At 28.5% G+C, this 22,734-nt stretch carries 23 protein-coding genes; 22 read left to right on the plus strand and 1 reads right to left on the minus strand.

The window, feature by feature from the left end; genetic code table 11:
• Positions 1 to 108: 108 nt before the first annotated feature.
• The 7 genes from E5347_RS01690 (at position 109) to E5347_RS01720 (ending at position 7,987) form a co-directional block, all read left to right on the plus strand.
• Positions 109 to 843 carry a glucose 1-dehydrogenase gene (locus E5347_RS01690; RefSeq protein ID WP_136003955.1) on the plus strand — a complete coding sequence of 245 codons (735 nt, stop codon included), beginning with the start codon at positions 109 to 111 and terminating at the stop codon, positions 841 to 843.
• Positions 844 to 1,407: 564 nt separating this feature from the next.
• Complete coding sequence (gene pepT, locus E5347_RS01695) at positions 1,408 to 2,649, plus strand: peptidase T (RefSeq protein WP_279230076.1); 1,242 nt, start codon at positions 1,408 to 1,410, stop codon at positions 2,647 to 2,649.
• Positions 2,650 to 2,894: 245 nt separating this feature from the next.
• On the plus strand, positions 2,895 to 4,013 hold the full coding sequence (locus tag E5347_RS01700) for a sensor histidine kinase (protein ID WP_168354880.1): 1,119 nt from the start codon (positions 2,895 to 2,897) through the stop codon (positions 4,011 to 4,013).
• Between the two features lie 8 nt (positions 4,014 to 4,021).
• Positions 4,022 to 4,660: a response regulator transcription factor gene (locus E5347_RS01705; protein WP_136003962.1), complete on the plus strand. Its 639-nt coding sequence runs from the start codon at positions 4,022 to 4,024 to the stop codon at positions 4,658 to 4,660.
• A 96-nt stretch (positions 4,661 to 4,756) separates the two neighbouring features.
• Entirely contained in the window at positions 4,757 to 5,692 is a 936-nt protein-coding gene (locus tag E5347_RS01710) for an ABC transporter ATP-binding protein (RefSeq protein WP_136003964.1), read from the plus strand.
• Between the two features lie 11 nt (positions 5,693 to 5,703).
• The gene (locus tag E5347_RS01715; protein WP_136003967.1) at positions 5,704 to 6,867 is read left to right on the plus strand and encodes an ABC transporter permease; all 1,164 of its coding nucleotides are present in this window, start codon (positions 5,704 to 5,706) and stop codon (positions 6,865 to 6,867) included.
• Positions 6,842 to 7,987, plus strand: coding sequence for an ABC transporter permease (locus tag E5347_RS01720; RefSeq protein ID WP_136003969.1), 1,146 nt, complete (start codon positions 6,842 to 6,844; stop codon positions 7,985 to 7,987). Before E5347_RS01715 ends, E5347_RS01720 begins: the two co-directional genes overlap by 26 nt.
• Before the next feature lie 208 nt (positions 7,988 to 8,195).
• Here the strand turns inward: E5347_RS01720 and E5347_RS01725 are convergent, their stop codons facing one another.
• Complete coding sequence (locus tag E5347_RS01725; RefSeq protein ID WP_136003971.1) at positions 8,196 to 9,725, minus strand: flotillin family protein; 1,530 nt, start codon at positions 9,723 to 9,725, stop codon at positions 8,196 to 8,198.
• A gap of 133 nt (positions 9,726 to 9,858) precedes the next feature.
• On the opposite strand from E5347_RS01725, the gene E5347_RS01730 reads away from it, so the two are divergent.
• The 15 genes from E5347_RS01730 (at position 9,859) to E5347_RS01795 (ending at position 22,720) form a co-directional block, all read left to right on the plus strand.
• Complete coding sequence (locus tag E5347_RS01730; protein ID WP_136003973.1) at positions 9,859 to 10,314, plus strand: hypothetical protein; 456 nt, start codon at positions 9,859 to 9,861, stop codon at positions 10,312 to 10,314.
• 3 nt (positions 10,315 to 10,317) lie between these two features.
• A complete protein-coding gene (locus tag E5347_RS16755; RefSeq protein ID WP_168354881.1) occupies positions 10,318 to 10,491 on the plus strand; it encodes a DUF6019 family protein in 174 nt (57 codons plus the stop codon).
• 2 nt (positions 10,492 to 10,493) lie between these two features.
• On the plus strand, positions 10,494 to 11,015 hold the full coding sequence (locus tag E5347_RS01735) for a GNAT family N-acetyltransferase (protein ID WP_136003975.1): 522 nt from the start codon (positions 10,494 to 10,496) through the stop codon (positions 11,013 to 11,015).
• Positions 11,016 to 11,018: 3 nt separating this feature from the next.
• The gene (gene lepB, locus E5347_RS01740) at positions 11,019 to 11,615 is read left to right on the plus strand and encodes a signal peptidase I (protein WP_136003977.1); all 597 of its coding nucleotides are present in this window, start codon (positions 11,019 to 11,021) and stop codon (positions 11,613 to 11,615) included.
• A gap of 369 nt (positions 11,616 to 11,984) precedes the next feature.
• Positions 11,985 to 12,713 carry a GntR family transcriptional regulator gene (locus E5347_RS01745; protein ID WP_136003979.1) on the plus strand — a complete coding sequence of 243 codons (729 nt, stop codon included), beginning with the start codon at positions 11,985 to 11,987 and terminating at the stop codon, positions 12,711 to 12,713.
• 16 nt (positions 12,714 to 12,729) lie between these two features.
• Complete coding sequence (locus tag E5347_RS01750; protein ID WP_136003981.1) at positions 12,730 to 13,527, plus strand: HAD family hydrolase; 798 nt, start codon at positions 12,730 to 12,732, stop codon at positions 13,525 to 13,527.
• 22 nt (positions 13,528 to 13,549) lie between these two features.
• Positions 13,550 to 14,419 (plus strand): carbohydrate ABC transporter permease, encoded by an 870-nt coding sequence (locus E5347_RS01755; RefSeq protein WP_243109699.1) that lies wholly within the window; start codon positions 13,550 to 13,552, stop codon positions 14,417 to 14,419.
• Entirely contained in the window at positions 14,419 to 15,243 is an 825-nt protein-coding gene (locus E5347_RS01760; RefSeq protein ID WP_136003983.1) for a carbohydrate ABC transporter permease, read from the plus strand. Before E5347_RS01755 ends, E5347_RS01760 begins: the two co-directional genes overlap by 1 nt.
• Positions 15,244 to 15,275: 32 nt before the next feature.
• A complete protein-coding gene (locus E5347_RS01765; RefSeq protein WP_136003985.1) occupies positions 15,276 to 16,628 on the plus strand; it encodes an extracellular solute-binding protein in 1,353 nt (450 codons plus the stop codon).
• Positions 16,621 to 17,544, plus strand: a complete 924-nt coding sequence (locus tag E5347_RS01770; RefSeq protein WP_136003988.1) for a nucleoside hydrolase — start codon at positions 16,621 to 16,623, stop codon at positions 17,542 to 17,544. Before E5347_RS01765 ends, E5347_RS01770 begins: the two co-directional genes overlap by 8 nt.
• Entirely contained in the window at positions 17,541 to 18,422 is an 882-nt protein-coding gene (locus E5347_RS01775) for a sugar phosphate isomerase/epimerase family protein (RefSeq protein WP_136003990.1), read from the plus strand. The genes E5347_RS01770 and E5347_RS01775 overlap by 4 nt, the downstream gene beginning before the upstream one ends.
• Before the next feature lie 224 nt (positions 18,423 to 18,646).
• On the plus strand, positions 18,647 to 19,756 hold the full coding sequence (locus tag E5347_RS01780) for an ABC transporter ATP-binding protein (RefSeq protein ID WP_136003992.1): 1,110 nt from the start codon (positions 18,647 to 18,649) through the stop codon (positions 19,754 to 19,756).
• A 170-nt stretch (positions 19,757 to 19,926) separates the two neighbouring features.
• Complete coding sequence (locus E5347_RS01785; RefSeq protein ID WP_136003994.1) at positions 19,927 to 21,210, plus strand: Gfo/Idh/MocA family oxidoreductase; 1,284 nt, start codon at positions 19,927 to 19,929, stop codon at positions 21,208 to 21,210.
• A gap of 122 nt (positions 21,211 to 21,332) precedes the next feature.
• Positions 21,333 to 22,124, plus strand: coding sequence for a lipid II flippase Amj family protein (locus tag E5347_RS01790; protein WP_136003996.1), 792 nt, complete (start codon positions 21,333 to 21,335; stop codon positions 22,122 to 22,124).
• Between the two features lie 218 nt (positions 22,125 to 22,342).
• Positions 22,343 to 22,720, plus strand: a complete 378-nt coding sequence (locus tag E5347_RS01795) for a VOC family protein (RefSeq protein ID WP_136003998.1) — start codon at positions 22,343 to 22,345, stop codon at positions 22,718 to 22,720.
• The last annotated feature ends 14 nt before the right edge of the window (positions 22,721 to 22,734 follow it).

Consider the following 22,734-nt stretch of genomic DNA (forward strand, 5'->3'; position numbering starts at 1 on the left):
TGAACTACTATTTTAGTGAGACAACTTTTTCTATAAAAATAAATGGATAATAATTATCGTATAATAATTATTATAAATTTTTTGGATTTAAATAAGGAGGATTTATTAATGGAACGTTTAAAAAATAAAGTAGCTATTATTACAGGGGGGGCACAAGGTATGGGTGCATCTCATGTAAGATTATTTGTAAGTGAAGGTGCAAAAGTTGTTTTTACAGACTTAAATGAAGAGGCAGGTAGAATATTAGAAGAAGAAATGGGTGCTAATGTAAGATTTATTAAACATGATGTTACCAATGCTGAAGGATGGGATAAAGTTGTAGAAGAAACTGAAGAAATATTTGGACCTGTTAATATTTTAGTGAACAATGCTGGAATAGCTATGAATAAATCTATTTTAGAAATGACTGAAGGGGAATATAGAAAAATTGTAGATATAAATCAAATATCTGTTTTTCTTGGAATTAAAGCATTAGTTCCTTCTATGAAGAAAGTGGGAACAGCTTCAATAATAAATATTTCATCTATGAATGGAATAGTAGGTGGAGCAATTGGTTACACAGATACTAAGTTTGCAGTTCGTGGAATGACAAAGGCAGCAGCACTACAATTATCACAGTTTGGAATAAGAGTTAACTCAGTACATCCAGGTGTGATAGAAACACCAATGGTTACTGAAGGAGACTCATATGAAGCAATTAAGCAGCTTGCTAAACAAATTCCAATTAGAAGAATGGCTAAATCTGAAGAAGTTTCAAATTTAGTTCTTTATCTTGCTTCAGATGAATCAAGTTATTCAACAGGATCTGAATTCATTGTAGATGGTGGATTAACTGCAATGTAGATTAAGTCAAGATATCTAAGTAATTAAGCATTGATTTACTATAAAAAGATTATATAAATTACACATTTAACTTTCTTTTAGGAAGAATGAATTAATAGATATGATAAATAAATTAGTAAGTATATAAAATAATATATTTATAAGAATTTTATATAAAATAAATAAGAAAAGCTTAGCGTTAAATCACTAGGCTTTTCTTTATGAGGAATACTAATTAGCGAAGGAACTTAATGGTGTCTGATAGTAGTAACTATATAGTTTAAAATAGAGACCTATCATGATAGGTAAGCTAAAAAAAGTATCCCTTCTTATCTGAGGAGGTTTGAAGAATATAAAGATGAATATATGATTACTACTAATGGAGAACTTATATAATAAAGAAATCTAAGTTTTAATAATTATTGATACAAATATTTCATAAAAATGTGCTAAAATATAGTGTATAAGATAATATATGTAAGTATAATTTTTACTTTTTAGGAGACTATATTTGTATTAATTTATAGGTAAATAAATTTATAGAGTAAAATATAGGATTGTCTTAAAGAAAATATAAATAAGAAAATGGAGAGTGACATTATGAAAAAAGTAGAAGAAAGATTTTTAGAATATGTAAAAATAAATACAAAATCAGATGAAACAACTAGAGTAACGCCAAGTACTAAGGGACAATTAGTATTAGCTGAGAAGTTATGTAATGAGTTAAAAGAATTAGGATTAAAAGATGCAAGAATTAGTGAGTTTGGATATGTTTATGCTACATTAGAGAAGAATTGTAATAAAGACATACCTACAATTGGATTTATAGCTCATATGGACACAGCACCAGATTATAGTGGAGAAAATGTTAATCCTCAAATAGTAGAAAATTATGATGGAGGAGATATAAAATTAAATGATTCAGAAGTATTATCTCCAAAGTTTTCACCAGAATTAAAGCAATATGTAGGTCAAAGATTAATTACTACAGATGGAACTACACTTTTAGGGGCAGATGATAAGGCAGGACTCGCTGAAATAATGACAGCAGTTGAATACTTAATTAATCATCCAGAAATAGAACATGGAGATATAAAAATAGGATTTACACCTGATGAAGAAATTGGTGAAGGTGCTGATCACTTCGACGTTGAAGGCTTCGGAGCAGACTTTGCTTATACTATGGATGGAGGAAGAATAGGTGAACTTGAATTTGAAAACTTTAATGCAGCAGGATTAAAAGTTAAAATCAAAGGAGTTAATGTTCATCCAGGCTATGCTAAAGATAAGATGTTAAATTCTATAATGGTGGCTAATGAATTCATAAATAGTCTTCCATTAGATGAAGTTCCTGAAAAGACAGAAAAGTATGAAGGATTTTATCACTTAACAGATATTGAAGCAACTGTTGAAAATACTACTTTAAGCTATATTATTAGAGACTTCTTTACAGAGACTTTTGAAGCAAGAAAAAATAAGATAAGAGAAATTGAAAAAGAATTAAATAAAAAGTATGGAGAAGGTACAGTAGTAGCTGAAATTAAAGACCAATATAATAATATGAAGGAAAAAATAGAACCTGTAATGCATATAATTGAAAATGCAAAAGAAGCAATGATTGAAGCTAATGTAATTCCTAATATTAGACCAATAAGAGGAGGAACTGATGGAGCTAGATTATCATTTATGGGACTTCCAACTCCTAATATTTTTGCAGGTGGAGAAAACTTCCATGGTAAGTATGAGTATGTACCGGTGGAATCTTTAGAAAAAGCCGTAGAAGTTATAGTTAATATAGTAAAAAGATACGGAAGTGCTAGCGCATAATAAAGAATGAAAGAATTAAGTAATGAAAAAATGAAAAAGTTAAAAAGGAAGATTTGAGGAGAAAACTCCCCTAGTGGGAGTTTTTTTAGTAAAAATATATTATTATAAAGCTATTAAAGTTTTTATAAATCTGATTTTATCCTACTTTCTAGTAGATTAATATTTATTAAATTATTTTAGTAATTTGGAATAAATTACATCATCAATTGTTAATTGTTAACTACTAATTGTTAATTGCCAAAGGGGTGTTTATTATTAATAGCTATGATATTTATATTTTAATTAAATTAGTGTTAAGCTTGTATGTAGCATGGACAAGTATAGAAAACAATGAGATTAACTTGTTAGTAGTTTTATTTATATTAATTTATATAATAGTTATTTTTATAAAAGGAATGGTAATTAAATATGACCTTTTATATAAGGGGTTATTTATTATAGAAGCTGTCTTATCAATTTTCTTTACTACTAGATATATAAGTTCTGCTGTGTTAATGATTTGTATGCTAATTTCTGAGTATTTTATTAAAGAAAAAAAGAGAATATATATAGGTGTTCTTTTGTCTATAGCACCATTAATTATTGTAATAAATGATAATAGTATAAAAAATATACTAGTGATTTTAATTGTTAATCTAGGTTTAGTAGTAAGTCATGAAATGAATACAAAGAAAATTAAAGACTTAGATAGGGTACAAGAGGAGCAGAGAAAGTTAATTTATAACTTGCAAAAGAAAATGGTAGATGAGCGTAATTTACAAGATCAAATACTGCATACTGCTAGATTAGAGGAAAGAAATAAGATTTCTTCTAGACTTCATGATAAAATTGGACATACTATTTCTGGTACCTTACTTCAATTAGAAGCTAGTAAGTACGTATTGGACAATGACAAAGAAAAGGGATATTCTATGTTAGATACTTGTATTGATAATTTAAGAAATGGTATGGAAGAAATAAGGATGACATTAAGAAATATAAAGCCTGCAGAAGAAGAACTTGGTATAAATAGAATTAGAAAAATTCTAGATGAAAAAATAAAGGATACTAATATCAAAGGAAAAGTTTCTTATTGTGGCGACTTAGATAGAATTTCAGCTAATATATGGATAGTATTTATTCAAATAATTACAGAGTTAACGACAAATGCTATAAAATATTCTAAAGGTAATTTAATTTTAGTTAATTTAGAAGTGTTAAATAAGATTATTAAATTAGAAGTTAAGGATAATGGTAGTGGTTGTAGTAATATTAAAAAAGGTATTGGACTTCGTAATATAGAAGAAAGTGTAAGTAAATTAGATGGGAAAATAATAATAAATGGTGAAGAGGGCTTTGGTATTATAATTTTAATTCCATATTAGGGGGAATTATGAGTATAAGGTTAGTAATTGCTGATGATGATGTTTTAATTAGGGAAAGTTTAAAAATAATTTTATCCTATGATAAGGAAATAGAAGTAATAGATATTTTCGAAAATGGAAAGGATCTAGTTGACTTTTTATTAAAAAACACAATAGATATTGCATTAGTAGATGTTAGAATGCCTATTTTAAATGGGGTAAAAGCAACATATGAGATAGTTAAGAATACTAAAACAAAGGTTGTAATATTAACTACCTTTGATGAGGATGAATATATCAGAGAAGGTATAAGAAATGGTGCAATGGGATATTTACTAAAAAATACTAAACCTGATAAAATAATTGAAACTATAAAAATTGTTAATAATGGAATAGCAGTGATACAAGAAGAAATTTTAAATAAGCTTAGTAGTAATATGATGGACAAGGATAATGGAAAAGAAAAAATAGATAAAAGCTTGTTTACTGAAAGGGAGCTTGAGGTAATGGAAGCAATAGCAGAGGGACTAAGTAATAAGGAAATTTCTAAAAAACTTTTTATTTCTGAGGGAACAGTAAAAAATTATATAACTTCAATATTACAAAAAACAAACTTAACTCATAGAACTCAAATTGCCATTTATTATATAAAAGGCTTTATAAAATAATATGACTTTTGTCATGGATAAGAGGTGACCTTTGCTAGATTTTTTAGCAAGGTCTTTTTTATATAATAAAATCAAGAGGTATGGAGGGGTAAAAAAATGAATGTTATAGAAATTAAAGATTTAGTAAAAAAGTATGATGACACAATTGCGGTGGATAATATTAATTTATCTATTGAAGAAGGGGAAATCTATGGAATACTAGGACCAAATGGAGCAGGGAAAAGTACAATAATAAGTTTAATTTGTTCTCTACTGCATCCAAGTATAGGAGAAATCAAGATTTTAGGAGAAGATATTAAGAAGAAATCATTAAAAGTAAAAAGACATATAGGACTTGTGCCACAAAATCTAGCTGTATATAAGGATTTTACAGCATATGAAAATGTTAAATTCTTTGGAGAACTTTATGGATTAAGAGGTAAGGTACTTGAAGATGCTATAGATGAAGCATTGGAGTTTACTGGGCTATCTGATGTAAGAAAGAAGAAGGCGAAGGAGTATTCAGGGGGAATGCTAAGAAGGCTTAATATAGCTTGCGCAATAGTTCATAATCCTAAGATATTAATTATGGATGAACCAACAGTAGGTATAGATCCACAATCAAGAAATAATATTATGCAAGCAGTTAAGAAGTTAAATAAAAAAGGGGTAACCATTATTTACACTACTCACTATATGGAAGAAGCAGAAAGTTTATGTACTAAAGTTGCAATTATAGATAAGGGGAAAATAATAGTTGAAGGCACTAAAGAAGAGCTTAAAAATATAGTAAGTGATAAAAAGATTTTAAATATTGGAGTAGATGATATTTATAAGGTTAATATTGAAAAGTTAAGAAATATAGAAGGAGTAATAGATATTTCTATTGATGATAATAGTGTAATAATTACTTCTTCAAAGGATGTAAATAATTTAACTAAGATATTAAAAGAAATTTCAGATGAAAGTTTAAAAATTAATGATTTAGGCTTTAAAGAAATAACACTAGAAACAGTATTCTTATCATTAACAGGGAAAAAATTAAGAAATTAGGGGGAGATAGTATGATAGCGATAATTAAGGCGACAATCTTAAATTGCATTAGAGATAGAAAAAACCTATTTTTTATGATACTCTTTCCTATATTTTTAATTTTCATTGTTGGGAGTACTTTGTCATCTTACTTTAATAGTATGGATAACTCAGTATTTGTAAGTGATTTTAATATATACTACCTAAATGAAGGTGACAAAAAAATAAATGAAGTTTTTGATACATTTAAAAGTGTAGTAGAGGAAAGTAAAGATATAGAAGATATAAGTATAAAAGAAGTAAGAAATATTGATGATGGGAAAAAAGAAGTAAGAGTTAATAGAGCAGTATTATTGCATTTAAAGGGGGATTCTATAGATATTTATTCTAATGATAAATCATTTATTAAAAACTCTTTAGTTTACGGTATATTAGAAAGTATTACAGACAGGTATAATGCAGTTACTGAAGTTTACAAAATTAATCCTATGAAGGCTGGAGAAATAATTAGTAGTACTGAAGAAATAAACTTTATTAAGTCTAATGATGTACCCTATGAAAAAAGTCCTAGCTCTATGGACTACTATGGTGTCGCAGAAATTGGCCTTATGATGTTTTATTTTGTTAGTTATCCTTTATTTTTATTAAAGGAAGATAAATTAAATAATATTAAAGATAGAATAAAATTATCAGGACTATCTTTAAATAAATATTATTTATCATCATTTATAGGATTTTTTATTTTTTCATATTCAGTGGCCTTAATAAATTATATATTGAGTAATATTTTATTTGATATAAATTATGGTGAGAATTTATTAATAATGCCATTTGCTATGATACCTTTCTTAATAATTGTAAATGGAGTTGGTATATTAATACCACTAATATTTAAAGAGGATAAGGTGGCTAATACTGTTATACAGAATGTAATTATTCCTGTACTAACTTTTTTAGGGGGCGGTTATATTGCTATATATGGTGAACTTGAAGGTATTTTTAATTTAATAACCAATATATCTCCATTAAGATGGTTTAATAGCAGCATTTTTAGAAGTATATATTCAGGAAATAATAGTTTATTAGTAGACTGGATGATTTTTGGATTTGCAGTTTTAGTTATATTAATTATATTGATTTTCTTTATTTCAAAGAAGGAGGAGAGTAACAATGAGAAATATATTAGTGTTAATTAAGAATAATTTAAAAATAGATATATTAAAGAATACTTTTGGATTTTTAGTTTCATTGTTTGCCCCTATTTTAATATTGTTTATTATGTTAAAAATTATAAGTGGTAATTCAGGATACTTAAATATAGGAATAGTAGATAATGATAGTAGCAAAACTACAAAGGTTATTATTGAGTCATTGAAAAATCAAGATGGATATAATGTTAATGATATAAATCAGGATAATATAGATAATTTATTTTCAGAGAAAGCTATAGATGTGGCTATTGTATTTAATAAAGGTTTTGAAAATAATATTATAATTAATGGGAAAGATGAAATTAATGTTACATCAGTTGAAAATGATGGAGTAGGAGATTTGATAAAGGAACTCCTTAATAGAGAAATGTTGAATATAAGAGATATTTCTTTAGCTAGCAATAAAGATAAGGATGTTTATTATAATGGACTAATTAATTATAGTAATAGTACATCTGTAAATGTTACTAAAGAAAGTTTAAATGATTTATATAAAGAATATTCCTCTAGTCAAATGTTTGTAGGATTTTTAATCATGTTTATGCTTATTAGAGGAATGAGAACTGCATATAGAATATTTGATGAAAAAAGAGAAAATATATATATGAGAATATTTATGGCTCCAGTAAAATCATCCGAGTATTACTTGGCAGATATTATAAGTGGGTATATTTCTGTACTGATACAAGTAGTTTTAGGTATTATAAGTATAAATATTCTTAATGTTGAAACCGGTCTAAGTAATATTCAGTTATTTATAATATTAGCCTTAGTAGGATTAGTTTCAATAAGTTTGGCTTTATGCTGTAGTGCCTTTGCAAGTAATAGGACAGAAGCATCTAATATATTTAACTTTGCTAATATGTTTTTCTTAATGGTTGGAGGAGCTTTTGTACCATTAGAAATAATTCCACCAATAATAGAAAAGGTATCTTATTTTACTCCAGTAAGGTGGGCAATGGAATCTATATCAGCTATTCAGCAAGGAGCTCAGTTTAGTGAAGTATATAAGTATTTATTTATTATTATATTATTTGCAGCAACTTTCTTTGTAATAGGTGCATACAAGACAGCTAAGGAAGAAAAGAAAATCTTAATAAACTAGGGAGTGCTGGCGCACAATGAAGAATTAAAGAATGAAAAAGTAAGAGATAAAAGATATGAGGTAATAGATAAAAGGTAAGAGGTAAGAAGTGGGGAAAACTTTTTTTTGGAGTTTTGGAAATTTGATTAATGAGAGGCTGCAGATGCATCCTCTCATTAATAGTTTTTGTAAGATTTAAAAACTTTTTATTACTAGCTTTTATATAATTTTAATCATCTATTTCTTCAAGATTAGTTATTTCAATAGCATTTTCATTATTTGCTGAATTGGCTTTAGAACGTATATCTTTTTCTGATAAGTTAGGTGAAACTTCGTTTATTATTGAAGATGGATTTATATTTAGGTTATCCTTATTAACAAAATTTTTTAAAGCACTAGATAAATCTATTCCTGTTAAATCCTTTAAAACTTCAAATCCATTAGCGGCTACATCAGTTACTATTTTTGAAACCTTTGAAGCTCCTTGGCTTCCACCATTATCTATAACAGTTAATTTATCTATTTGTTCTAGTGGACTTGCAACTTCCTTCATTACATCAGGTAATCTATTTACTACCATTTCAACTATTGCTGCTTCTCCGTATTTAGCCATAGCTTCAGCTAATTTATCTTTAGCTTCAGCTTCGGCAAGCCCCTTAGCTTTGATTGCTTCAGCTTCAGCAAGTCCCCTTGCTCTTATAGCATCAGCCTCAGCAAGAGCTTGTAATTTTTTAGCATCAGCTTCTGCTTTTGCCTTTACCCTTATAGCTTCAGCTTCAGCCTCTGCTTCTCTAATTGCTTGAATTTTATGAGCTTCAGCAGCAACTTCTACCTCATATTTTCTTGCGTCTGCAGGCTTTTTAACCTCAGCAATTAATTTCTTTTCTACAACTATAGCTTCCTTTTCTGCAAGAGAAGCTTGTTGTTCAGCTAATAATGCATTATTTTCAGCTTCTTGTAATTTATAAGCTACGTCAGCATTAGCCTTTGCTTTATCTTGCTCTGCTCTAAAAGATTCTAGCTTGATTTTTTTATCTCTTTCACTTTGAGCTATTTCTGTTTCAGATTCAAGCTTTGCCTTTTGTCCTTCTCTAGTAGCTACGGCAGTTTTTATTTCAGTATCTCTTTTTCTTTCAGCTTCTGCTATATCTGCTTCGGACTTAGCAGCTGCAATTTGAGGCTTAGCTCTATTTTCTAAGTAGCCTCCTTGAGTACTAATTTTTAATATTGTATAAGAAATTAACATTAATCCCATGGAACCAAGTTCATTTCTAATATCATCTTCAATTCTTTGCTCAAAAGATGATCTGTCTTCGTTAATTTGTTCTACTGTTAAAGTAGATACTATCCCCCTAAGTTTACCTTCTAATATTTGTTCAACTATAGTTCTAATAACATTAACAGTATTTTTTTCGCCTCCATTAGAAAATTGCTCAACTGCTTTTAAAACATTTTCAGCGTCGTTTCTAACCTTAACAACAGCAGTACCAACGATATTAACAAATATACCTTGTTTTGCAGGTGCCTCACTTACATCTGTAGTCATAGATATATTTTCTAATGAAATAGTTGAAGATGTTTCTAATAGGGGAATCATTAATCCTCCTCTTCCTAATAGAACTCTTTTTCTTAATCCCGTAATTACCATAGCCTTATCTGCTGGAACCCTCTTCCAGAAAGATAAGAATAATATTATTATTACTAAAGCAATAATAATATAAGGTAAGTACTCCATAACAGCACTTAAAACATTATCCATAAGTATCCTCCCAATTATAAATTATCAATACAATTTTATCATAAGTTTATAAAAATACCAAAAATAAACAGAGGAAAATTTAAAAAATTTAAATGATAGTGTATAATAATCATTAAGAAGAAAGGAGAGTAATATGAAGTTTAAATTTAAATATTTTATTATGTCAGTATTGATTATTTCTGTAGGATTATATATTTACGCTATATTCCCTAGAAGTGGGACTATTTACGAGTTAGTTCTTGATAAATATAATAATGCAGAATTTTCAACTATAAATATAAGTGTTAATAACAAAGAATATAAATTCAAGGATAAAAATGAAATAAATATTTTTATGGATAAACTAAAAAGTATAAAAATAAAAGAAGGTAAGATTAAAGAAGATATAAAAAGTGAAACTAAAGTTAGAATGTATTCAGAAAACTTTTCTGAAAAGGTAGGGTTCACAGTTTTTGATAATAAATATTTAAAGTTTTATGGTAGTGAAAATGGAAGGTATAAAACTACAATTTATAAAATTGTAGAAGAAACAAATATAAATGAATTAATAAATAATATTAAGGGTGGAATTGAGGTTAAGGAGGAATAATTTATGGAAATAATTGCAATGATATTAGTTTATACAATACCTGCTATTATATTATATTTTATAATTAAATTTGCAGTGAAAAATGCAATAAAAGAAAGTATGGAAGATGTAGAAAATAGTATAAAGAAGTCAATAAAAAAAGTTTTAAATGAAAGAGAGTTTAAAATAGGAGAGTAAATATGGATATAAACTTAAGAATATTGAAAATAGAAGATACAAATGAATATTGGGAAGTTGGATTTAAAAATCCAGATAAAGATATGTTCTATTATACAGGGACTACCCATTATCCAACTAAAGAAGAAATAACAACTTTTATAGAGAAAAGTACTAGCGATGATGAAAGAAGGCATTTTCTTATTTGTAGTAAGGAAAATAATATATTAGGTGAAGTAGTTCTTATGGATATAGATGATGAATATAGAAGTTGCGGCTTTAGAATTGCCATATTTAATAAAGAAAATTTTAATAAGGGAATTGGATATAAAGCTACAAAGGAAGCTTTAAAAGTTGCATTTAATGAAATGAATTTACATAGGGTAGAGCTAGAAGTTTTTGATTACAACCCAAGGGCTAAAGCAATGTATGAAAAAGCTGGGTTTAAAGAGGAGGGAGTAAAGCGAGATGCATTATATATAAATGATGAATTTCATAATGTATATATAATGTCTATTTTAAAGAAAGAATTTATGGAGGGATGATAATTGAAATTTAAAACATTAATAAAAGAATCTAAAGGTATTGCTATTACTGTAGTGGGAAGTTTAATAATAGCATCATTAATAAATACCAAGGTTTTTGCTATGGCTAGAGTAGAACATGAATCTATGGAAAATACCCTTTATAGTGATGAAAGACTATTATTAGATAAGTTAAGTTATAATTTTGAAAATCCACAAAGAGGAGATATAATAGTTTTTCTTAATAATGAGGAAAAAGGAAATGTTTTAGAAGAAAGCTATATATTTATGAAAGAAGTTGCTTCATTAAAACATGTTACAGATACAAGAGTAAGATATGTAAAAAGGGTAATTGGAGTGACAGGAGATGAAGTTGATATAAGGAATGGTTATGTATATGTAAATGGTGAAAAGTTAGATGAAGCCTATGTAAAAGGTGAAACTTATAATAAAAATATCTCTCTTCCATTAAAAGTGAATGAAGATGAATTATTCGTATTAGGTGATAATAGGGAAGTTAGTATAGATAGTAGAAGTTTTGGTGTTATCAAAATAGGGCAAGTTGAAGGAAGAGCTTTACTTAGGGTATCTCCAATGGAGAGGTTTGGATCTATAGAATAAGAATTAAAATGTTAATTTTATAATTTGTAATTTGTAATTGAACTGTGTCCTTTTTATGTTTAATAAAAAGGACATACAGTTCAATTTAATTTTATAACTAGAATAAAATTTATTAAAATAAAATTAAAATTTTACATAGATTTAATGTATTTTGTAAAAAAGGATGGTATTATATTATAGTAACTCAATAATATTTAATTCATATTATTTAAAGGTATTATTTCGCGACAACATGGCCTGCCAAGTTTTAAAATTATCATATTATACTGTTTTAGAATAATATATAATTTCATTACAACATGGCACGCCATGTGGAGGTATTATTTATTAACAGACATTCAATATTAATTTAAAAGGAGACTTAAGTAAATGTCTAAAAATATAGCTATGTATAAAGTTATAAGGGAAAGTATAGTACAAGATATCCTTAGTGGGGTTTATGAGAGTGGGGATATGATTAATGGGCAAGATTATTATGCAAAGATATTTAATGTAAGTAGAGCAACTGTTAGGAGAGCTATCGATGATTTAGTAGAAAAACAAGTGCTTTATACAGAAAAAGGGAAGGGAACTTTCGTAAGTAAAATGCGTAATAATAAAGAGCGTGAAAGAAGAAAGTTATCATTCAGTGAGTCACCACGTAAGAAAACCCATAAATTTGAAGCCGTTATTGATGCTATGAATTATCAAAAGGCAGACCATAAAATTGCAAAGCAACTACAAATAAATGTAGGAGATGAAATTGTTAAAATACAAAGAATTAGAAAAGTTGATGGAATAGCAGAAAACTATCAGACTAGTTATCTTAATTGTGAGTTGGTATCTGATATAGATTTTAAATCAGAAGATTTAAATAATAAATCTTTATTTGAATTATTAAGAGTAAAATCTAATCTAATTCCTAAATACTCTGATGAGGAAATAAGAGCAATTTCTTGTCCGAAGGAAATTGAAGGAAAGTTACCAATTGAAGAAGGAGAACCAATATTATTTATTAAAAGAGTTACATACACAGAAGAAAACAAAGTGATGGAATATTGTGAGGACTATGAGTGCTCTGATATTAAAGGACTTAAAGTAAGAACTTTTACATCATAGAAGAGGAGGTAATAATATGGATATTAAGCTTATAGTAAGCGATATCGATGGAACTTTAATAGATACAAATGAAGAGTTAAAAGAAGATTTTCATAAGCTTAAGAACTTTGTAAAAGAAAATAAAATACCTTTTACATTAGCTACTGGGAGATGTTATGACGAGGTTTATGATTTTATTAATGAATTTGAAGTAGATTTACCTATAGTTGTAAATAATGGAGCAGGAGCTGTAAAAGATGGAGAGTTTATATGGGAGACTACAATGAAAGCCAGTATTTTAAGACAAGCTATAGAATATGCTGATGAGCTTGAGATGGTAATTGTAACTAGTGATGGTATATCAAACAAATCATATAGACATAATGATTACATAAGAAATCAAATTGAGAAGTTTGGAAGATATGAAGAGATATACAAGCCTGAAGGTGGAGAATGGGATACTGCAAATATACAAAAGCTCTTAATAATAGATCCATTACCAGAGGGGCGTATTGATTCCGTATTAGAAAAGTTAGAACCATATAAAGATATGTTAAATATCGTTAAATATAATGACAGATCTGTAGATATTATGCCTGCATCTACGAATAAAGCTGAAGGTGTACTTAATATAGCAAAAATTTTAAATATAGATTTAAAGAATATTATGGCTATTGGAGATGCAAAAAATGATATAGAGATGATAAATATGGTTGGTGTTGGAGTTGCAGTATCAAATGCAGATCCAAAGCTAAAAGAAGTAGCAGACTATGTATGTGATTATCCTAATGCAGGTGGTGTGCTACAAGCAGTTAAGAAATTCTATAAGTTATAAAATGGAGTGTGACAAAAGTAGAATGAACAAAAATAAGACTTTTATAAAAAAGATAGAACCATATTTATGGTTAACACCTGCTTTTTTACTATTCGTGGTATTTGTATTTTATCCATTTATAAAAACACTTGTAAATAGTTTTTTTATAGTAGATAGATTTGGAAATTTACATGAATATGTAGGTTTTGATAATTTCAAATATGTATTAAAAGATGAAAACTTTATAAAATCAATTGGAAATACAATTTGGTTTGTAATATTAACAGTACCTATTTCTAAAGTATTTGGCCTTTTACTAGCATTATTAGCTAATAAAAAGAGGAAAACATCTGTTTTTTATGAGACAAGCTTTGCGATACCAATGGCAATGGCTTCTTCAGTAACAGCTATGATATTCCAACTTTTATATGTTCCATCTCTTGGATTTATAAATGGATTTTTTGGAATAGATGTACAATGGCTAAATGATCCTAAAGTAGCAATGATAGCTCTAGCTATAATTCAAATTTGGTTATCTACAGGATATGCATTTATCTTTATGCTATCTGCTGTAAGAAGTGTACCAGAAGAATTAATAGAAAGTGCTGATTTAGAAGGTGCTTCTGCATTACAAAAAATTATAAAAATATATTTACCAATAACATCACCAACAATGTTCTATTTGATAATAACAGATTTAGCATATGGAATGATGATGATGAGTTTAATGAGTATATTAACTAATGGTGGGCCTTATGGTTCAACTCAAACAGTAATACAATACATATATAATCAAATAACAGGAATAGGAAACTTTACTGATGCTAATCCGGCAGCAATAATAGCCTTTATCATTACGTTTATATTTACAATGATAGGATTTGCTTGGGAAAAGAAAGGGGTAAAATATTAATGAAAAGAAAACAATTGAATGATTACTTTATTCAAATTATTTGTATAATTGTAGCATTAATTATACTTTTTCCAATACTATATGCAATTTCTGTTTCATTTATGGAAGCAGAGGATATATTATCAAATCCACCTAATTTATTACCTAATACTGTAACATTTGAGAATTACATAACAGCATTTATGAGAACTGATTTAATTAGATATATGTTTAACTCATTTGTAGTAGCATTAATAGTTAGTATTTCAAGAGTAATCATTGGTATGATGGCAGCCTTTGGTTTTTCATTTTTTGAATTTAGATTTAAGAAAGTATTATTTATGCTAACTATGACAACACTTATGATTCCACCTGATGTTCTTATAGGTTCTAACTTCCAAACTATTTCTAAGTTAGGTCTTGTAAATACATACTTAGGTATGTCATCAATATTCTTAGTTTCTGCTGCTAATATATTTTTATTTAGACAAAATTTCTTAACTTTTTCAAAGAGTTTAAGAGAAGCAGCAGCTATAGATGGATGTGGAAATATTAAGTTTTTCACTCAAGTGTTAATTCCTATAACTAAACCTATTTCAGTTACAATATTTATTTCTTCATTTGTTAACATGTGGAATCAATATGTATGGCCAATGTTAGTTACAAATCAAAATGAAATGCGTACTATTCAAGTAGGTATAACGATGTTAAAGGATAGAGAATCATCTATATTTGGTCCAGTAATGGCAGGGGCAGTAATAGCATTAATTCCAACAGTGATTATATTTATATTATTCCAAAGAAAAATTGTTTCTGGAATGATGTCAGGTGCTGTTAAAGAATAAAACTATTGATTTGAGAGGACGTAGAACAAAAAATGAAAAGATTAGTAAGTTTCATTCTGTTAATATCAATATTATTAACAGGATGTTCGATTAGTTCAAAAGAAAGTGAGACTGATTCTGATGGTATTACTGAAATAACATTTTGGCATTCAATGGATGGTGTTTTTGGAGATATAGTTAAGGAACAAATTGATGAATTTAACAATACCATAGGAAAAGAAAAAGGCATAAAAGTAACTGGAGTTTTTCAAAGCTGGCCTGGAACAACATCTTTAATGACAGCTATGTCAGCAGATGATATTAAAAATATGCCAGATGTAATTCAGTTATATGGTGAAAATGTAGATATGATACGTGATTATGAACGTACAGTTTGGGCAGAAGATTTTATAAATAATGAATCATCTACAATAAAGAAAGAAGATTTAATAGCAAATACAGTTACTGCTCAATCAATTGATGGAAAAATGATTGGTGTACCTTATACAGCATCATCATTAATGCTTTATTATAATATGGATTATTTAAAGGAAGCTGGGTTCAGTGAGCCACCCAAAACTATAGCTGAAATGGCTGATATGATGATAAAGATATCAGAAAAGACGGAAGCGGAAAATGGTCTGAATGTGGCTATTAATCAATATGAATTAGAAAGCTTTATATCAATTCAAGGTGAAAATGGAACATATTTCGGAAATAATGAAAGTGGTCATAATAAGCATATGACTGAATTCTCTGAGGAAGGTAAAGAAGCGCTTAAAAACTTCTTATCAGAGTGGGAGAAAGTTATAGAGACTGGAGTATATAAGCCAGTAACAGATAGTATAAATGAAGAGTTTTCTAAAGGACTTCATGCTATGACGATAATGACAAGCTCTCGTATTCCAACAATAGAAAAATTAGTTGGAGATTCATTTGAATGGGGTGTTACTTCAATTCCAACAGTAAATGAGGGAGATGTAGTGGGAGCATATCCTAGTGGTTCAGGACTATATATAATGGATAGAGAAAGTGAAGCTAAAAAGAAAGCTGCATGGGAATTTGTTTCTTATATGGCATCTAAAGAAGCACAAGTAAAGTGGGTAGGAAGAACTGGTTATACTCCGGTTAATATACACGTACAAGAGTTAGATGAGTACAAAAAGGCAGTAGAAGTAGAACCAAGGTTACAAAATGCTATGAATAATTTAAGGAACACACCAAATACTGTAGTTCCATCCTTTACTCCAAATTCTAATGCAATAGGAACTATAATTAAGGATGCAATGAGGGCTTTTGGTTCAGGACTAACAACTAAGGAAGAAGCCTACGATAAAATAGTAGATGGAATAGCAAAATCTATTGAAGTTTATTATCGTGCTAACCCGGTAGGTAGAAATGACTAAGCTAGAAAAGCATAAAGTAATTATAGATTGTGATCCTGGTGCTGATGATGCATTAGCAATAATGCTAGCATTAAACTCTGAGGAAATAGATGTTATAGGAATTACTACAGTAAGTGGTAATTCCCCTCTTGAGATATGTACTCAAAATGCTTTAAATATAATAAACTCTTGTAATAGAAAAGATATTCCTGTTTTTGCTGGTGAAGATAGACCAATAAAAAGAGATATTGAATTTACAGATGAATACTGTGGTAAAAATGGTGTATGTGAATATGAGTTTAGAAAAAGTGACAAATTAGTACAGAAAGAAAATGCAATTGATTTTATATATGATAGTGCTGCTAGGGAAGAAAAACTTACTATTATATCAATAGCTCCTATGAGTAATATTGCAAAAGCTTTAATTAAGTATCCAGATCTTAAGGATATGAATATTGAAATTATAACTATGGCTGGATATTACAAGGTAAATAGTAGTCTTAATGTTAAGCGTAGTGAATGGAATGTACTAGTAGATCCGGAAGCTTTTGAAATAGTATGTAACTCAGGTATTCCTATGTACAGCCTAGGACTTGATGTTAGTTCTAATTTAAAAAATGAATATATAGATGAAATTATAGAAAAGGGTACTAAAAGTGAAAAAATGGAGTATTTAATTCATGCTAAAGATTTTTATTTAAGCAGGAATTTAACTCCTAAAAGCTTATTAGTTGACTCATTACCTGTAGCTTATATTATAGATAAATCTATAGCAAAGTTTAAAGCCGGAAATGTTACTATGCAATATAAAGAGAAAATAGATTGCGATATTATTAAATTTAACTCATATAAAGATAAAGCAAATATATATGCAGCATATGAATTAGATTTAGACCGTTTTGTAAAAATTTTAATTGAAAGGATATTTAACAAATGAAGTTAGCGACATCTACCAATATAGTATGTGATAGACCGGATGGAAGTGTATTTCCATTACCTAAAACTTTAGAATTAGCAAGTGAGGCTGGATTTAAAAGATTTGATATGAACTTCTGGGATTGGGCCCTTCCTCATTCTCCATTTTTAACTGATGAATGGGAGAAGTGGATTCATGAAGTGGCTAATTCAGTAGCGAAATTAGGAGTAGAATTTGGACAGTGTCATAGCTATACATTTAATTTTTTAAATCCTAATTTATCTGAAGAAGAATATAATTATCACCAAATGCTTACAAAGAGATCTCTAGAATGCTGTAGCGTATTGGGATCAAAATTATGTGTAACTCATCCAGACACAGATTTTCAAGCCATGGATTTGGTTAAAAGCTCAAAGGTTAAAAATATTGAATATTTTAAGGGATTATTAGACTATGCATCAAAATTTAATATGAGTCTTGCTTTAGAAAATATGTGTGATTTTAGCATAGCTCCTAAACGTAAATACGGTGCAACACCAGAAGAATTAGTAGATTTTGTAGATGAATTTAATGATTCTAGAATAGGAATTTGTTGGGACTTTGAGCATGCTGATATTATGAAGCAGGATCAAAGAAAATCACTTCTATATATGGGGGATAGACTTAAAGCAACTCATGTATCAGATACACATAGCTCTACAGATACAGATCTTATGCACGTGATGCCTTTATTTGGAACTGTAGAATGGAAAGAGGTTATGAGAACTCTTAGAGAAATTAATTATAAAGGCGATTTCAGTTTTGAAGCACATAACTATGCAAATAGACTTCCAGATGAGCTTTTACCAGCAGCTTTAAGGTTAAGCTACGAAATTGGCGAGTATTTAATGAAGTTATAAAGTGATTCTTATCTTCAGGGGGAGTTTTCTTAAAAAGTAGAGAACCAAAATCTTGCATTTTGTGTGAATCACTTTCACAGAGTACAGGAATACCCCGTGCTCCACCTGAAGGTTAGAAGAACTAATCCAGGCGCGTAGCAGTGCTTAGCTCCCACTTGTAGAAGGGGGAATGTTAGCAATGGTAGCGATTGGATAAATAATTATAAAAAACTAAGGAGAAAAAAATGTCTAGCGTAACGTTAAAAAATATTTGTAAATCATATAATAAAAATGTTCAGACTGTAAAAAATATTAATATAGATATTAAAGATAAGGAATTTATAGTTTTAGTAGGACCATCTGGTTGTGGTAAGTCTACTACACTTAGAATGATTGCTGGACTTGAAGAAATAACTTCAGGTGAACTATATATAGGAGATAAATTAGTAAATGATATTCATCCTAAAGATAGAGATATAGCTATGGTTTTCCAAAACTATGCATTATATCCTCATCTATCTGTTTATGAAAATATGGCTTTTGCATTAAAGATTAGAAAAACTCCAAAAGATGAAATAGATAAGAAGGTAAGAGAAGCAGCAAGAATACTTGATTTAGAAAAGGTACTAGATAGAAAACCTAAGGCTTTATCAGGTGGACAAAGACAAAGGGTAGCTCTTGGACGTGCTATTGTAAGAAATCCTAAAGTATTCTTAATGGATGAACCTTTAAGTAACTTAGATGCAAAGCTTAGAACTTCTATGAGAGCAGAAATAAGCAAATTGCATAAAACTCTTAATAGTACATTTATATATGTTACACATGACCAAGTAGAAGCTATGACTATGGCAGATAAAATAGTTGTACTTAAAGATGGTGAAGTGCAACAAATGGCTACGCCTAAAGAGATTTATAGCAATCCAAGTAATATGTTCGTTGCAGGATTTATTGGATCACCTCAAATGAATTTTATAAATGTAACTATAAAAGAAATAAGGGGAGAACTATATGCAGTTAATTCTTATTTAAATATAGCTTTAACTACTGAAGCAGGGAAAGTTCTTACTGAAAAAGGATATATAAATAAGGAAGTTATTCTTGGAATAAGACCAGAACATATTAAGAATGATGAAGCTTTTATAAATGAGAATGAAGATACTACTTTTGAAGCCTTAGTAGATTTTAATGAGTTAATGGGTTCAGAAACTTATTGCTACTTAAAAGCTGGTAATTCATCTATCACTGCTAAATTTGATGGGAATTTTAATGTTAAACCAGGTGATAGGATAAAGCTTGCTATAGATAAAAGACCAATTCATATATTTGATAAAGAAACGGAACTTACTATAGTTTAATTAAATAAAAAATAATGAAAAGCTATTATTTTATGGGTTAAAAAACCTTAAAATAATAGCTTTTTATTTATTTTTTTTATTAAGGTGTTATAATTAGATTATATTTTTTAATTCCAATTAATTACATGTAATACTAAAATTTCAGTAAGAATATAGGGGGAAGAGGTATTATGAGATATATAAAAGTGGCTCTTATAGGAGCTGGATCTAGAGGAAGGCATGCTTATGGAAACTATGTATTAAATAATCAAGATAAAATAAGATACGTAGCTGTTATAGAGCCGGATGTTAATAAGAGAATGGCTTTAGCAGCGGAACATAATATAAATTCGCAAATGTGTTTTGAAGATGAGGAGGATTTCTTTAACTTAGGTAAAGTATGTGATGCTATAATAATTGCACATCAGGATAAGCAACATTATAAGACTGCAATTAAGGCCCTGAATTTAGCTTATGATGTGCTACTTGAAAAACCTATTACACCAGATGCTTTTGAATGTATGGATTTAGAAGAATGTGCAAACAGAAATGGTGTAAATCTTATGGTTTGCCATGTATTGAGATATACAGAGTTTTATGAAAAAATTAAGGTGTTATTGGATAAAAAAGTAATTGGTGATTTAATTGGGTTTGATCACAAAGAGAATATTGGACACTATCATATGGCTCATAGTTTTGTAAGAGGAAATTGGAGAAATTCTAATGAAACATCACCTATAATATTGGCTAAAACTTGTCATGATATGGACATTATAACATGGCTAGTTAATGATGAATGTACAGCAGTTTATTCAAGTGGGAACCTAGATTACTTTAAAAAGGAAAATGCTCCAAAAGAAAGTGCTATGAAGTGTTTGGAATGTAATTTAAATGAAGAGTGTATTTTTTCAGCAAAAAGAGTCTATTTAGATAAGTGTAGAAATGCTTGGCCTGTTAATACAATTTGTGCTAATCCCACTTATGAGAATGTTAAAGAAGTGCTAGATAAAACAAATTATGGAAATTGTGTATGGAAGATTGAAGACAATGATGTTTGTGATAATCAAGTAGCAGTAATGGAATTCAAAAATGGTGTTAGAGGAACTTTTACTGTTACAGCCTTTACACATAATCAATTTAGGGAAACTATGCTTTTTGGAACAACTGGATCTATTTATGCAAATACAAGGGATAATGAGATAATAATTAGGCAGCATGGAATAGATGAAGGTGCAGAATCTTGCATCACTGTAATAAAACCTAAAGCAATAGTAGGTGGTCATGGAGGCGGAGATGTAGGGTTGATGGAGGACTTTATAAATGTAGTTAATGGCTCTGTAAAAGAACCTAGAACAAGTGTAAAGCAATCTATACAATCTCATCTAATGTCATATGCTTGTGAAAAGTCTAGATTAGAAAAAAGAAGAGTAGAAATAGAAACCTTTAAAAAAGAAATTAAGGAAGGCAGAGTATAATAGTAATTAAATTATTGCGAATATATTACAATTTCAAAATCCCATTTAAGTAATAGAATTAAATAGGTATAATTATTATTACTATAATTTTCATATAATATGAAAAATTAAGGGGTGTATTTATGGATACTCAAATAATAATTGTATTAGTTTTAAATTTTTTTATTTCTATAATTGGAACCTTAGCTTACTCTGTAAGATTAGTTGGAGTTAGAACAGGTAAAATAGCAGTTACCTTTGCAGTATTTAATGTATTAATGTTAGTGTCAAGAACAGCAGTTACATTTCAAAGCCCATTATTAACAAAGTTTGTAGAAAGCAACACAAGTAGTAATGAATTAGTGATGGTGTTTAATTATATAATAATAATTTCAGGAATAGCATCTATTATTGGAGCTTTTTTAATACCCACATTTCAACAAATGTTTAGTAAAGCTGTAAATCATTTTTCTGTTGAGAGATCTATACCTAAATTAATTATACATAGTTTCTCAAAAACAGGAGTTAGATATATGAAGGACAGTATAGCAATACCTGTAAAGGAGAGTTTAACTAGTATTAATTTAAAGAATCTTCCTAAGAGTATCTTATTTTATAATTTTATTTCAGTAGCAATAATTACTGCAGGGGCCTTTGCACCTATTTATGCCGGAAGTATAGCACCGGAGTTAAGGGCTACTTGTCTTTCTCTTTCACCAATTATTAATGGAACAGCAACAATACTTACTTCTATTTTTATTGACCCTCATCTATCTATTATGACAGATGATGTAGTTGATGGTAAATGTAGTGAGGAAGACTTTAGAGGATGTGTTGTAGCTATGGTTGGAAGTAAAGTAGTTGGAACCTTTGCAGCTTTAGCGTTATTTATACCAGCTGCACATATTATTGCTTTTGTTGCAAACTATATTTAAGATAAGTGAAATTGAAAATTATTATTGAATTTATTAATTTAAGTTATATAATATAATTACTTTCATAATTTGAATTTTAAATACTTATATTTAAGAGTCAATTTTAAAAAATATATTTTATGATTTGATGCTATATAGGATTAAAATTGATAATAAGTAAAGTGTTATATGTAATTGCTCAATATAATTATAAGAAACAGCAAATAGGAGGAAAACAAATGATTAGAAAAATAGGAAAAATAACATTATATGTAAGTGATCAAGAAAGTGCTAAAAGATTCTGGACTGAGAAATTAAATTTTGTAGTAAAATTTGAGCAAGCAATGGGTCCTAATATGAAATGGATAGAAGTAGGTCCAAGTGAAGATGAATTTACAACTTTTGTTTTATATAATAAGGAAATGATGAAAAAACAAAATCCAAGCACAAATGTTGAGCACCCTTCAATTATTTTAAGTACTGATAATATAGATAAAACTTATGAAGAAATTAAGAACAAAGGTGTAAAAGTAGGAGAAATAATGAAAATGCCATATGGTTCTATGTTTAATTTCTTTGATGAAGATGGAAATCAATATTTAGTAAGAGAAGATTAATCATTTATATAAAT

The sequence above is a fragment of the Clostridium sartagoforme genome, assembly GCF_004794105.1.
Taxonomy (GTDB): Bacteria; Bacillota; Clostridia; order Clostridiales; family Clostridiaceae; genus Clostridium; species Clostridium sartagoforme_B.

Excerpts from the sequence above, each read along its gene's own strand:
- E5347_RS01690 (WP_136003955.1), top strand. The coding sequence starts at position 109 with ATGGAACGTTTAAAAAATAAAGTAGCTATTATTACAGGGGGGGCACAA.
- pepT (WP_279230076.1), top strand. The coding sequence starts at position 1,408 with ATGGAGAGTGACATTATGAAAAAAGTAGAAGAAAGATTTTTAGAATAT.
- E5347_RS01705 (WP_136003962.1), top strand. The coding sequence starts at position 4,022 with ATGAGTATAAGGTTAGTAATTGCTGATGATGATGTTTTAATTAGGGAA.
- E5347_RS01710 (WP_136003964.1), top strand. The coding sequence starts at position 4,757 with ATGAATGTTATAGAAATTAAAGATTTAGTAAAAAAGTATGATGACACA.
- E5347_RS01715 (WP_136003967.1), top strand. The coding sequence starts at position 5,704 with ATGATAGCGATAATTAAGGCGACAATCTTAAATTGCATTAGAGATAGA.
- E5347_RS01720 (WP_136003969.1), top strand. The coding sequence starts at position 6,842 with ATGAGAAATATATTAGTGTTAATTAAGAATAATTTAAAAATAGATATA.
- E5347_RS01725 (WP_136003971.1), bottom strand. The coding sequence starts at position 9,725 with ATGGATAATGTTTTAAGTGCTGTTATGGAGTACTTACCTTATATTATT.
- E5347_RS01730 (WP_136003973.1), top strand. The coding sequence starts at position 9,859 with ATGAAGTTTAAATTTAAATATTTTATTATGTCAGTATTGATTATTTCT.
- E5347_RS16755 (WP_168354881.1), top strand. The coding sequence starts at position 10,318 with ATGGAAATAATTGCAATGATATTAGTTTATACAATACCTGCTATTATA.
- E5347_RS01735 (WP_136003975.1), top strand. The coding sequence starts at position 10,494 with ATGGATATAAACTTAAGAATATTGAAAATAGAAGATACAAATGAATAT.
- E5347_RS01745 (WP_136003979.1), top strand. The coding sequence starts at position 11,985 with ATGTCTAAAAATATAGCTATGTATAAAGTTATAAGGGAAAGTATAGTA.
- E5347_RS01750 (WP_136003981.1), top strand. The coding sequence starts at position 12,730 with ATGGATATTAAGCTTATAGTAAGCGATATCGATGGAACTTTAATAGAT.
- E5347_RS01755 (WP_243109699.1), top strand. The coding sequence starts at position 13,550 with ATGAACAAAAATAAGACTTTTATAAAAAAGATAGAACCATATTTATGG.
- E5347_RS01760 (WP_136003983.1), top strand. The coding sequence starts at position 14,419 with ATGAAAAGAAAACAATTGAATGATTACTTTATTCAAATTATTTGTATA.
- E5347_RS01765 (WP_136003985.1), top strand. The coding sequence starts at position 15,276 with ATGAAAAGATTAGTAAGTTTCATTCTGTTAATATCAATATTATTAACA.
- E5347_RS01770 (WP_136003988.1), top strand. The coding sequence starts at position 16,621 with ATGACTAAGCTAGAAAAGCATAAAGTAATTATAGATTGTGATCCTGGT.
- E5347_RS01775 (WP_136003990.1), top strand. The coding sequence starts at position 17,541 with ATGAAGTTAGCGACATCTACCAATATAGTATGTGATAGACCGGATGGA.
- E5347_RS01780 (WP_136003992.1), top strand. The coding sequence starts at position 18,647 with ATGTCTAGCGTAACGTTAAAAAATATTTGTAAATCATATAATAAAAAT.
- E5347_RS01785 (WP_136003994.1), top strand. The coding sequence starts at position 19,927 with ATGAGATATATAAAAGTGGCTCTTATAGGAGCTGGATCTAGAGGAAGG.
- E5347_RS01790 (WP_136003996.1), top strand. The coding sequence starts at position 21,333 with ATGGATACTCAAATAATAATTGTATTAGTTTTAAATTTTTTTATTTCT.
- E5347_RS01795 (WP_136003998.1), top strand. The coding sequence starts at position 22,343 with ATGATTAGAAAAATAGGAAAAATAACATTATATGTAAGTGATCAAGAA.